Origin of the sequence: Pontibacter actiniarum (assembly GCF_003585765.1) — a bacterium.
Taxonomy (GTDB): Bacteria; Bacteroidota; Bacteroidia; order Cytophagales; family Hymenobacteraceae; genus Pontibacter; species Pontibacter actiniarum.
In genome coordinates this window covers 2,201,297-2,213,373 of the sequence record NZ_CP021235.1, presented here as the reverse complement: position 1 = coordinate 2,213,373, position 12,077 = coordinate 2,201,297, and the positions used below count along the sequence as shown (strand labels likewise).

Genomic DNA, 12,077 nt, shown 5'->3' with positions numbered 1-12,077 from the left:
TATCTCAGTAGCTTTAAAACATTATTTATACTTTCATGAAGTTAAAAACAAAAGTTACGCTTGGCTACCTGACTATTCTGGTGGTGTTATTAGCCCTCGGGGTATACTCTGTCACCAACGTTAACAAGCTGGACAGGGCCGCGCGTAATATCCTCAAAGCTAACCTCTACACGCTGCAGGTGGGCAAGCGCATGATCTCATCGCTCGATAACATGCAGGCCGCCAAACAGCAGTTACTCTTTTCGGATGTAACGCCCGAGGTAAAAGCCGATATGATTCGGGAGAACATGGCTGTGTTTGCTGCTAACCTGCGCAAGGAGCAGGGCAACATCACCGAGCCGGGCGAGGGGCAGCTGGTGGAAGACGTGGCGGAGGGTTTTCAGCACTACCGCATCCTGCTCCTAAACGATTCTTTAGATGCCAATGCCTACTACGTAGAGCTCCTGCCGCGGTACCGTTTGCTGCGCGACCAGCTGGACCAGATGCTCAGCATGAACATGGATGCCATGATCTCGAAAAGCGACCATGCACAGCACATAGCGCAGCAGACTAGAGTTTATACTTTAGTGGCCCTGACTGCGGCTCTGTTGCTGACGCTAGGCTTTCTGCTGACAATTCCCGCAGCCATAGCCAAGCCTATCAACATGCTGGTGGATTCTATTCAGGCAGCCTCTGGTAAGGATTTTTCTAAAAAGATTCCTGTGCGGGGCCGCAATGAGTTTAGCCGCGTGGCAAAGGTATATAACAGCATGCTGAAGAAACTGCAGGAGTATGAGTTCTCGAACCTGAACGTGCTCATGTCAGAGAAAAAGCGGATTGAGCTTATCATGCAGAACCTGGATGAAGGACTGCTGCTGCTGGACCACAACCTGCAGGTAACAGAGGCAAACCCAGTTGCCTGTAAGCTACTGGGCATGGAGCGGGCAAACCTGGTGGGGCGCCAGTCGCAGGAGCTGGAAAACGAGAACGACCTGTACCGGGAACTGGTGAAAGATATCATGATTGGCAGAACATCAGATGACCATTTGCTAACCGTTACTGAAGGAGGGGAGGAAGCATATTACTGTAAAAGTGTTTTAGACATTGTTTCTTACAACGAGCTGAAGGAGCAAAGTGAGCTATACGGCTACGTTGTATCCCTAAGGAACGTAAGTGAGTTCAAACGGCTGGACCAGGCAAAGTCTAACTTCCTGGCAACCGTTTCACATGAACTGAAAACGCCCTTGGCCTCCATAGGGTACAGCCTAAAGTTGCTCCAGAATGAACGGGTGGGCGCTATGAATGAAGAGCAGACAGGCATTATCCGTACGCTGAAGCAGGAAACGTCACGCCTCCAGAAAATGGTAGGGGAGTTAATTGATGTGTCGCGGCTGGAATCTGGGAATATTCAGCTGAACGTACAGAAAACGAACATCACGGACATCATTCATTATGCAGAAGAGGTGATCAGCCTGCAACTGTTGCAGAAACAGCTGCGGGTAGAGGTGCAGCTGGAAAACCAGCTAACCGATGTCATGGCTGATGTAGAGAAAACGACCTGGGTGCTGATTAACCTGCTCAGCAATGCCGTGCGCTACTCCCCGGAAGGCGACGTGATCACCATCACAACAGAGGATGAGGAGAGGCAGGTGCTGATAAAAGTACACGACAACGGCCCCGGTATTGATGCATCAAACCACAGCAAGATATTCCAGAAGTTTGTGCAGATACCGGGTAAAGAGCAGTACAAAGGCGGAGCTGGCCTGGGGCTTTCTATCTCAAAAGAGTTTATTGAGTCGCAGGGTGGCAGTATCTGGGTAGAGAGTGAACTGGGGGCTGGTAGTACGTTCGTCGTTTCTTTGCCGGTGTACCACCTGGCGGAGGTGTGATAGGGGCAGCTATACGTTTATACTTCTGCTGATGCTATGCAAAATTGCCTCTGCTGGTTGCGGTGGCGTGAAAAATGCACCAGTCCATTGCTTATACTTATGCCTGAAGGTATTGGTGAAACCACAGCAACGCTAAAATTGCTCCGTTGCCTTGATCAACTCCTTTAGAATGTCTGCAGTTGGCTGGTTGCTAAACCCGTTGATAGACTGCCCCAACCAGATGCTCACGAAGTCAGGGTTTTCGTTGGCTTTTGCAAGTTTGCGTAATTCCTTCGTCAGTTTGTTTTGGTAAGGGTAAGGTAAAATATGCTCCGAACTATCTACGGCCTCGATAAAGGTGTTTTTGATTCCTCTTGCATAGCGCCCGGAAAAGCTCTTGGTCAGGACAATCTCGCTTTCCTTTACTTCTCGCAGCCTCCTTTTCTCAAACTCCTTCAGCGCACTCTCGGCAGCGCCTAACAGCAGGCTTCCGATTTGGAAGCCCTGCGCCCCCAGTGTTTTGGACGCCAGCAATGTCTTTGCGTTGTAGATGCCCCCAGCGTAAATAAGCGGAACGCTCACCGACTCGTATACCTGCGACAACAAGGACAAGCCACCCGTTTGCGGCAGGTAACCGTTGGTGAAACTCCCCCGGTGCCCGCCTGCTTCAATGCCTTGCACACAAATAACGTCTATGTCAGACTGCTCCAGGAGTTGCGCCTCCTGAACGGAAGTACAGGTGCCGATTAACGTAACATCCTTGCTTTTCAGCCTCTCGATTGACGGTGCATCCAGGTTGCCAAACGTAAAGCTCACGGTCCGGCAACCTTCTGCTATAATGGCCTCTACTTGCTCTCGGTAACTATGAAGCTTTAACTCTTCAAACCCCGGAAGCTTTACCGGCAAGTGGTGCTGCTGCGCTAACTGCTCTATAAACTGTTTTGCTTTTGCGTACCTTTCTTTCAGCTCATCCGAAGGCGCGGGTATGTCGTGGGCGAAAATGTTGACTGCAAAAGGGCGGGGTGTTAGTTGTTTGGTCGCGCGAATCATCTCAGCGCACTTTTCGGCAGGGAAATCGCCTAAGGGAAGGGAGCCCAGGCAACCTACTTTTGTTGCCGCCGCCACCATTTCTGGCGTAGCGACCCCCAGCATGGGTGCCTGGATGATCGGGTACTCAAGCTGTAGCTTCTGAGTGAGTTGGTTTGTCCATTTCATAGTTTAAATTAGTTGGCGTGTTGGTTTATATTACAAGACAGGCGCAGGCTGGAACTGGTAACTCAGCCTATCAGCATACTTGTAAAGATAAAAGCTTTAAGAGCGACAGGGACAATCCTTTTCCTGGTATTGTAGCTTGCCTGTAGCGAGGAGCAGCTGGGCATGCGGCCAGCGCGGCTCTTTACTCCTTCTCAAACTGTAGCCCAACCGGTACTTTTATTTCTCCTTTGTGATAAGGGTTGATGTACAGCTTAATGGTGTCGGCCTCATTTACCGGTTTTAGCATGTAGAAGTCTAAGAAGGGGCCAGTTCCATAGCTAAGGGGGGCACCTGTATGCTGGTTTACAACAGGAGCCGCGGCCTTTGTATAGTTGGGGTTGTCTACGGAGTACCTTCTGATTATTTCAAGCTTGTTGCCATTACTTGACCGCAGTTGAGACAAGAAGTAATAGGAGGAGTTAACGCTACTGCTAAGGTCCGTGTTTTTTATTGCGATGGGGTTTTCTGCTGTATACCCGTAAGAGGGGTCTTTTGCTGGCTCAACGGAGGAAAACAGCTTCTGATTACTCGTGACACAGCCAAACAGAGTTAGGCACATAACGGCTACGGAGCCAACGTTCTGGAGGGTTTTGCTTTTCATTTCTGAAGCGTTAGGTATGTTGTTTAGAGTTAAGGTGCTGAAGCATTTTCCCAATCTTAGCGGCTGCCTGTTATGTACGTAGCGCCTGCTTCCGACACCTGACACAGTATGTTTTTCAGTACGGAGCTGCTGTCGTTTTTACGCCAGGCTACGTAGAGGTTCACCTTATACGGCAGTGTGATAAAGCGCACGTTGGGCAACGCACTGAAAGAGTAAGAATGCGGCAGGATAGTGACGCCAAGTCCCTTCGAGACCAGGCCGAGCACCATCGCCCCGAAGTCCGTTTCAACGCGCACATCAGGGGCAAAGCCCTGGTCATCAAAAATCTGCCGAAGGCTGGAAGTATAAAAAGTATTCTGCGCCAGGTTTGAGAGGATAAACTTCTCGTTCCTCAGGTCGTGGAGCCCTGCAAAGTTCTCCTCGTTAAGCCAGTGGTCTTTGGGTACCACCAGCGTAAACGGCTCCGAATACAGGCAGGTAGACTGCAGGGCCGGGTTCTCCGCGGGGTCGCGCCTGAAGGCCAGGTCCATCTGGTAGTTAAGCAGCAGCTGCTCAAAACTGATGTCTGTCGGCTCCACCAGTTCCACCTTTAGCTCCGGCAGCGTCTGGGATATACTAGTGATCAGATCGGGCATAAAGCTGTAGGCAATAGAACCCGGGTAACCGATCCGCACCGTACCAAAGGCCCCTTCGTGTATCTTCCGGGCCTGTAGGTGAACGCGGTTAATCTCATCGAGTAGGGGCAGCCACTGCTCCCGTAAAAACGCGCCGGCCTCGGTAAGTTTCACACTCCGCTTGTTCCGCTCAAAAAGCCGAACCCCGAGCTCTTCCTCTAACGCCTTGATTTGCCTGCTGAGGGCAGACTGTGTAATAAACATTCGCTCAGCGGTGTTCCAGAAGTGCAGCTCCTGGGCCAGTGCCAGGAAGTACTTTATCTGCTGTAGCTCCATGTAAACTGATTCATTTTTTGCATCACTAAAGCCAATATTAGCATTTTTATGGCCATCCTTGCCCCTTTACTTTGCAGTAACTCTAAATCTTAAAGCAAAGTTGCCAATGCGAAAGTATGTGTGGGAAGGTATAGGTTGGGTAGGAGCAGTGTTTGCCCTACTGGCTTTCAGCCTGAACAGCCTGAATTTTATCAGCAGCCAATCGGTGCAGTACCTGGGGATGCAGATTTTTGGCTGCCTTTTAATGGCACTGTACGCCGCCTCTAAAAAAGCACACGCCAGCTGGGTCGTGAATGCCATCTTTCTGCTGATGGCTGTAATAGCGCTGGTGCGTGTAAACATGCTGCCGTCATAGGCGTTGCACCGTTTGTTTTAAGTTCTGTATCGGGGTAGGAGTGGTATGAGCGCAGAGAAGTCTCCTAAATGCACAAGAGGTGAAACCACAACCGTGGCTTCACCTCTTGTGCTGGGGACAGGTGGCTTTCACCACGGTGCATAGGGCAGCTTAAATAACTGTGCTCATGCCCACTTCCATGTTTTTCTTGTGCAGGCCTTCTACAGCTCCTCCCAAAACGCAGTACGCAATAAAAGCGCCTACCTGCTCTGTGGAGTAAGCAAGGGTTGGAGGAGTTAAGTCCTGCGTTACAATCTTTTTATCCAGAGCCACCTGTACAGATCTCCTCACCAGGTCAGCCTCTTGTTGCAGCCCGAAGTGCTCGAGCATCATAGCGGCGGAAAGAATCATGGCAATCGGGTTGGCGATGTTCTTGCCTTTGGCCTGCGGGTAAGAGCCATGGATTGGCTCAAACAGGGCTGCCGTTTCACCAACGGAGGCCGATGGCAGGAGCCCCAGCGAGCCTGCAATCACTGATGCTTCGTCCGAGAGGATGTCGCCAAACATGTTCTCTGTCAGAATAACGTCAAACTGTTTCGGGTTAAGGATGAGTTGCATGGCGGCATTGTCCACGAACAGGTAGTCTACGGCTACGTCTGGGTACGAAGGGCTTATTTCCTGCACTACCTCGCGCCACAGCCTGGAGGTCTCCAGCACGTTGGCTTTGTCTACCAGCGTGAGTTTGCCGCGCCTGTTTTGCGCCGCCTTAAACGCAAGGTGGGCTATACGGGCGATCTCGAAGCGGCTGTAGGTGCAGTGGTCATACGCACTGTCAGCTATGCGCCCTTTCTCGCCGAAGTAAATGCCACCGGTCAGCTCACGGAAAAACAGCATGTCGGCACCGGCAATGCGCGCATCTTTTAGAGGGGAGTAGGGGAGCAGCACTTCGTAAGCTGTCACCGGCCGGATGTTGGCGTACAGCCCCAGCGACTTTCGAAGCTTGAGCAGCCCTTGCTCCGGCCTTACCTTGGCAGCAGGGTTATTGTCATACTTGGGATCCCCGATTGCCCCTAACAGAATGGCATCTGCCAGGTAGCAGGCCTCCAGCGTCTGGTCGGGCAGGGGATCACCGGTGGCCTCAATGGCGCAGGCCCCCATCGGCTGCCTATCGAATGTAAACTCGTGCCCGAATTTTTCACTCACAGCTTTCAGCACCCTGACGGCCTCCTGGCATACTTCCGGTCCAATACCGTCTCCGGCCAGCACTGCGATTCTTTTGTTTAATACACCCATGTTCTTCTCCTTTCGTAGGCTTCGATCGCCTCTTTCTGGTTCACTAAAAAATCAATGTCATCGTAGCCGTTAATCAGGCATTCTTTTTTGTAAGGGTCGATGTCGAAGGGGATCGTCTCCTCCCACATCGGCACCCGCAGCTGCTGGGCAGGCAGGTCTATGGTAAAGGCGGCGTCCGGGTCTTTCTCGATCTGCTTAAACAGGCGCTCCAGTACTTGGTCTGATACCTGCACAGGGAGCAGGCCGTTGTTCAGGGCGTTGCCACGGAAGATATCGGCAAAGTAGCTGGAGATAACCACGCGGAAGCCAGCATCATAGAGGGCCCAGGCAGCATGCTCTCTGCTGGAGCCGCAGCCAAAGTTCTTCCCCGCCACCAGTACCTGGCCTTTGTAGCGTGCGCTGTTGAGCACAAACTCCGCTTTCAGGTTGCCGTTGCTGTCGTAGCGCCAGTCTCTGAACAGGTTCTCGCCAAAGCCGCTCCTGGAGGTGGCTTTAAGGAAGCGGGCAGGTATAATCTGGTCTGTATCGATATTTTCAATCGGCAGCGGCACGGCTGTCGACTGCAGGATCTCAAACTTTTCCATTAGCTCACAAATTGGGTTACGTCAACAATCTTACCTTCTACCGCTGAGGCGGCAGCTACAAGCGGGCTGGCCAGCAGCGTTCTGGACCCCGGACCCTGGCGCCCCTCAAAGTTGCGGTTAGAGGTGGAAACGCAGTAGGCGCCAGCCGGTACTTTGTCCTCGTTCATGGCCAGGCAGGCGCTGCAGCCGGGCTCCCGTAGCTCAAAGCCGGCGGCCGCCAGTATCTTGTCCAGCCCCTCGGCCTTTGCCTGCTCCTCTACCTGTTTGGAGCCGGGCACGATGATGGCCTCCACGTGGCTGGCTTTCTTCTTTCCTTCCACATACTTGGCAACGAGGCGCAGGTCTTCGATGCGGGAGTTGGTGCAGCTGCCGATAAACACGTAGTCCACGGGCTTGCCAAGCAGCGACTCCCCAGGCTGGAAGCCCATGTAGTGCAGCGACTTCTCAAAGCTGGCCACTTCGCTGGCGCCAACGCTCGATGGGATGGCCGCATTCAGTGCGATGCCCATCCCCGGGTTGGTGCCGTAGGTTATCATTGGCGTGATGGATGCCGCCTTAAAGCGGTACTCTACCTCAAACTTGGCGTCCTCGTCTGAGTACAGGGTGCTCCAGTACGCAAGGGCTTTTTCCCACTGCTCGCCTTGTGGGGCGAACGGGCGGCCTTTCAGGTAGGCAAAGGTGGTTTCGTCCGGGGCTATCATGCCGCCACGTGCGCCCATCTCTATGCTCATGTTGCAAACGGTCATACGCCCCTCCATGCTGAGCGAGCGAACGGCGCTGCCGGCGTACTCCACAAAGTAGCCTGTGGCGCCACCCGTACCCAGGGCCGCAATCACGTACAGGATCAGGTCTTTGGCTGTAACGCCCGGCCTCAGCTCTCCATCCACGGTGATGCGCATGCGCTTCGGGCGGGATAAAAGGAGGCACTGCGACGCCATGACCTGCGCTACCTGGCTGGTGCCGATACCGAAGGCGATTGCCCCAAAGGCTCCGTGAGTAGAGGTGTGGCTGTCGCCGCAGACCATCGTCATGCCGGGCTGCGTGATGCCGAGCTCGGGGCCTATCACGTGCACAATGCCCTGGTAAGGGTGGCCCAGGCCGTAGAGCGGAATGTCATACTTTGCGCAGTTTTCCGAGAGCCTGTCTACCTGAGAGCGCGAGAGCGGCTCCGCAATGGGCAGGTGCTGGTTCTTGGTCGGCACGTTGTGGTCGGCAGTGGCCACGATCTGGTCTTTCCGGTACAGGGGCAGGCCGCGCGTTTCGAGCTCCTCAAAGGCCTGCGGGCTTGTTACCTCGTGGATTAAGTGTTTGTCGATGTAGAAGACATCCTGCCCGCCGGGGATGCTCCGCACCACGTGCGCATCCCAGATTTTATCGAATAAGGTCTTTCCCATATCAGTTCGCTGCAACAAGGTTTTGTTTTTCTACCAGCACATGGAGGTCTTCGTCCACCACTTCCTTTTTCACGTCGGCAACGTGCAGGAACGTTCCGTATGCTTTATCCAATGTTTCTTTATCGAAGTTGTAGCCCAGCTTCTGGAGCCGGTAAGCCAGCGCCGCACGGCCCGAGCGTGCCGTGAGCACGATGGAGGAGTTATCGACCCCAACATCGCGCGGGTCGATGATCTCGTAGGTTTCCCGGTGCTTGATCACGCCGTCCTGGTGAATGCCGCTGGAGTGTGAAAAGGCATTGGCCCCCACGATGGCTTTGTTGGGCTGCACGGGCATGCGCATCATGTGCGAAACCAGTGCCGATGTTTCGGTCAGCAGTTTGCTGTTAACCCCGGTGCTCAGGTTCAGGTAGGGGTGCTGGCGGAGGATCATCACGATCTCCTCGAGGGCGGTGTTGCCGGCCCGCTCCCCCACACCGTTGATGGTGCACTCGATCTGGCGCGCACCGTTTACCACACCGGCTATGGAATTGGCCGTGGCCAAACCTAAGTCGTTATGGCAGTGCGTGGAAAGGCACACTTTATCGATGCCGTTTACATGCTCGTAAAGATACTTGATCTTGGCTCCGTACTCCTCTGGCAGGCAGTAGCCGGTTGTGTCCGGTATGTTCAGCACGGTGGCGCCGGCCTTGATGGCTTGCTCGCACACCCGGGCCAGAAACGCGTTGTCTGTTCTGCCGGCATCCTCGGCATAAAACTCCACATCCTCCACAAAACTTTTGGCCAGCCTTACGGCCTCCACGGCACGTGATATCACCTCTTCGCGGGTAGTGCGCAGTTTATACTTTACATGAAGGTCGGAGGTGCCGATGCCGGTGTGGATCCTTGGGCGGCGGGCGCCCTGCAGCGCCTCGGCTGCCGTGCGGATATCGTTTTCAACAGCTCTGGACAGGCCGCAGACGATGGCTTCCTTCGTCTGCCTGGCGACAGCGTTCACTGCCTCGAAGTCGCCCGGGCTTGAAACAGGGAATCCGGCTTCGATCACATCAACCCCCAGCAGCTCCAGTTGTTTGGCTATAACCAGCTTCTCGTGTGTGTTCAGTTTACAGCCCGGAACCTGCTCTCCGTCTCGTAAGGTTGTATCAAATATTTGTATTTTCTGAGCTGACATCCTTTATTTGGTCTTTGGTACTGATTTAAAGATCCGCCATAGCCTGCTGTTACAAAAACAAGATTTGAAGACGGGCTACAATTTCCATAGACCGTGTATTTGTGTATATGGTATTAATTTACAGATAATTAACAAACGAGCGCATACAATGCCTAACCCAAGTACAGACCCTGTTTTCCAGTTGGTGAAATCCCTCACCCGCTCTGAGAAAAGGCATTTCCGTTTGTTTACCAAGAGGCAGGGGGCAAACGAAGGGCTAAAGTTTTTGCAACTTTTTGATGCCCTCGACAGCCTGGCGCAGTATGAGGACGAGAAGATTCCGGAGCTTGTGCCCAGCCTGAAAAAAGTGCAGCTGCCTAACCTCAAGGCCAACCTGTACAGGCAGCTGCTCTCCAGCCTGCGGCTGTACCACTCCGGGCAAAACCCGGACATACAGCTGCAGGAGCAGCTAGGCTATGCCCGTGTGCTGTACAACAAGGGCCTTTATCAACAGTGCCTGAAGGTATTGGATAAAATAAAATCAGCGGCGCTGCAGGCCCAGCTACAGCATGTTGCCCTTACGGCCATCGATTTTGAAAAACAGATTGAGTCGCAGTATATTACCCGGAGCCTTAGTGGCCGTGCCGATTCCCTGTCGGCCGAGGCCACGGAGCTCGCTTTGCATGTTTCCCAGATGCATGAGCGCTCCAATGTTGCCCTGCGGCTGTACGGCTTATACGTGCAGGCAGGCCACGCCAAAACCGGGGAGGACTTTGAGCGCTTTAAGAACTTTTTCCGAGAGAGCCTGCCTGCGATAGAGCTTTCCAAGGCCGGGTTCATGGAAAGGCTTTACCACTTCCAGGCGCACGTGTGGTACTATTACCTGGTGCAGGATTTTAAAGCGTGTTACCGCTATGCGCAAAAGTGGGTGGACCTGTTTAAGGCCAGCCCCGAAATGAAGCACCACCAGTCCGCCCTCTACATCAAGGGCCTGCATAACCTGTTGGCGGCGCTCTTTAACCTGCAGTACTACTCCCGGTTTGAGCAGGTGCTGCAGGAGCTGGAAAGCTACGCGGCGGATAAAGACCGTCGGGATACCCCTAACACAGAGGTCTTACTGTTCCTCTACATCTACACCAACAAGCTCAACGCCTGTTTCATGCGGGGAGACTTCTCGGGGGGCATCACCATGGTGCCTGAGCTGCTGAAGAAGCTAAAGCAGTACGAGCCGCAGCTCGACCCGCACCGGAGGCTTATTTTCTTTTTCAAAATTGCCAGCCTATACTTCGGGAGCGGCGATAACCAGACCGCAATTACGTACCTGAACAAGATCATCAACTACCCGGACACCAACCTGCGGGAGGATATCCAGTGCTTTGCCCGTATCCTGAGGCTCATTGCCTATTACGAGGCGGGAGATGATTATGAACTGGAACTACAGGTCAGGTCTGTCTACCGCTTTTTGGGTAAGATGAACGACCAGCACCAGATGCAGGTAGAGATCTTTCGGTTTCTGCGCAACCTTGGCAGCGTGGCACCGCATGAACTGAAGCACGCGTTTACAGCCCTCAAAGATAAATTGATGGCTATTGCGGAAAACCCTATCGAGCGCCGCCCATTCCTCTACCTGGATATCATCTCCTGGTTAGAGAGTAAGATACAGCACGTGCCGGTGCAGGAAGTGATAAGGCAGAAGTTCGCCCTGTTAAAGTAAGTGCTGTCTCCAGCGGCAGGCGGGCCCTACCTGTGCCCAAATGCTAAGGCAGCTCCCGGATGACGCGGCAGGGGTTGCCGGCGGCGAACACGCTGGGGGGAATGTCTCTGGTCACCACGCTTCCGGCCCCTATAACGGCGCGGTCGCCGATTGTTACGCCGGGGCAGATAACTACGCTGCCGCCAATCCACACGTCTTCTCCAATGCTGATCGGTTTTGCGAACTCCAGCCCGGAGGCTCTCTCCTGGTGGTTCAGGGGGTGCGTGGCGGTGTAGATCTGCACGTTCGGGCCAAACAGCGTTCTGCTGCCAATGTTTACCTGCATCACATCGAGCACCACACAGTTAAAGTTAAAGAACACCTTCTCGCCGATGTGCAGGTTGGTGCCGTAGTCGCAGTAGAAGGGAGGCTGTATCCAGAGGTCCGCAGCTGCGTGGGGCATTAGCTCTTTCAGTAAGCGGGCACGTTCCTCTTTCTGGTCTTCGCTGGCGTCGTTAAGCTCTTTTAGGAGGAACCGCGCCCGCAGCCTTTCTTCCGACAGCTGTGCATCCAGCGGGTTGTATAGCTCACCCGAGAGCATCTTCTCTTTTTCCGTTTTCATGCGGTATGTTTAGGCTACCTGCTGCAACGCCGTGTTGCTATTCGTTTATTCCGGTTTCTACGGCCGGAAGCGCTTCGCTACAAGCGGTTAAGGGGCAGCAGGTATAACACGAGCAAACAGCCTGTCTTGTTGCCGCAGGGCTTAGTTGGTGTGATGGAAGCAGCGGCACAAAGAGAGAGGCAGTTTCTCCGCCCGTTGTTTTGCCAAATGTTTGCTGCAGGTGGCGCTGCGAGTTAATAGCAGCCACAGCACACACGCGGCCACTTTTTATACTTTCTGCGAGGGGTATCTCAAAGGCCTGGTTCCTCGTATTTATACTTCACCCTTTGCTCAACTTTTAGCTTTTTGACGCAGGGCC

General features: G+C 53.6%; 11 protein-coding genes. 3 read left to right on the top strand and 8 right to left on the bottom strand.

Annotated features, from left to right (window positions below; translation table 11 throughout):
• The first annotated feature begins 35 nt into the window (after window positions 1-35).
• A complete protein-coding gene (locus tag CA264_RS09505; RefSeq protein ID WP_025606646.1) occupies window positions 36-1,868 on the top strand; it encodes an ATP-binding protein in 1,833 nt (610 codons plus the stop codon).
• A gap of 132 nt (window positions 1,869-2,000) precedes the next feature.
• Here the strand turns inward: CA264_RS09505 and CA264_RS09500 are convergent, their stop codons facing one another.
• From CA264_RS09500 to CA264_RS09490, 3 genes are all read right to left on the bottom strand, one after another.
• Window positions 2,001-3,062 (bottom strand): NAD(P)H-dependent flavin oxidoreductase, encoded by a 1,062-nt coding sequence (locus CA264_RS09500; RefSeq protein WP_025606644.1) that lies wholly within the window; start codon window positions 3,060-3,062, stop codon window positions 2,001-2,003.
• 181 nt (window positions 3,063-3,243) lie between these two features.
• Window positions 3,244-3,756, bottom strand: coding sequence for a hypothetical protein (locus tag CA264_RS09495; protein ID WP_211332070.1), 513 nt, complete (start codon window positions 3,754-3,756; stop codon window positions 3,244-3,246).
• A gap of 2 nt (window positions 3,757-3,758) precedes the next feature.
• Complete coding sequence (locus tag CA264_RS09490) at window positions 3,759-4,652, bottom strand: LysR family transcriptional regulator (RefSeq protein ID WP_025606642.1); 894 nt, start codon at window positions 4,650-4,652, stop codon at window positions 3,759-3,761.
• Window positions 4,653-4,758: 106 nt separating this feature from the next.
• Here CA264_RS09490 and CA264_RS09485 point away from each other — a divergent pair, with 106 nt between their 5' ends.
• Window positions 4,759-5,007, top strand: coding sequence for a CBU_0592 family membrane protein (locus CA264_RS09485; protein WP_036775996.1), 249 nt, complete (start codon window positions 4,759-4,761; stop codon window positions 5,005-5,007).
• A 150-nt stretch (window positions 5,008-5,157) separates the two neighbouring features.
• Here CA264_RS09485 and leuB read toward each other — a convergent pair whose 3' ends face one another.
• The 4 genes from leuB to CA264_RS09465 are packed head-to-tail and all read right to left on the bottom strand — an operon-like array spanning window position 5,158 to window position 9,425.
• Entirely contained in the window at window positions 5,158-6,279 is a 1,122-nt protein-coding gene (gene leuB / locus CA264_RS09480) for a 3-isopropylmalate dehydrogenase (protein ID WP_025606638.1), read from the bottom strand.
• Complete coding sequence (leuD, locus tag CA264_RS09475; protein ID WP_025606637.1) at window positions 6,267-6,863, bottom strand: 3-isopropylmalate dehydratase small subunit; 597 nt, start codon at window positions 6,861-6,863, stop codon at window positions 6,267-6,269. The genes leuB and leuD overlap by 13 nt, the downstream gene beginning before the upstream one ends.
• Window positions 6,863-8,257, bottom strand: a complete 1,395-nt coding sequence (gene leuC / locus CA264_RS09470; RefSeq protein WP_025606635.1) for a 3-isopropylmalate dehydratase large subunit — start codon at window positions 8,255-8,257, stop codon at window positions 6,863-6,865. Before leuC ends, leuD begins: the two co-directional genes overlap by 1 nt.
• 1 nt (window position 8,258) lies before the next feature.
• Window positions 8,259-9,425: a 2-isopropylmalate synthase gene (locus CA264_RS09465; RefSeq protein WP_025606633.1), complete on the bottom strand. Its 1,167-nt coding sequence runs from the start codon at window positions 9,423-9,425 to the stop codon at window positions 8,259-8,261.
• A gap of 148 nt (window positions 9,426-9,573) precedes the next feature.
• On the opposite strand from CA264_RS09465, the gene CA264_RS09460 reads away from it, so the two are divergent.
• Complete coding sequence (locus CA264_RS09460) at window positions 9,574-11,118, top strand: hypothetical protein (protein ID WP_025606631.1); 1,545 nt, start codon at window positions 9,574-9,576, stop codon at window positions 11,116-11,118.
• A 43-nt stretch (window positions 11,119-11,161) separates the two neighbouring features.
• Here the strand turns inward: CA264_RS09460 and CA264_RS09455 are convergent, their stop codons facing one another.
• Window positions 11,162-11,719 carry a sugar O-acetyltransferase gene (locus CA264_RS09455; RefSeq protein WP_025606629.1) on the bottom strand — a complete coding sequence of 186 codons (558 nt, stop codon included), beginning with the start codon at window positions 11,717-11,719 and terminating at the stop codon, window positions 11,162-11,164.
• Window positions 11,720-12,077 lie beyond the last annotated feature (358 nt).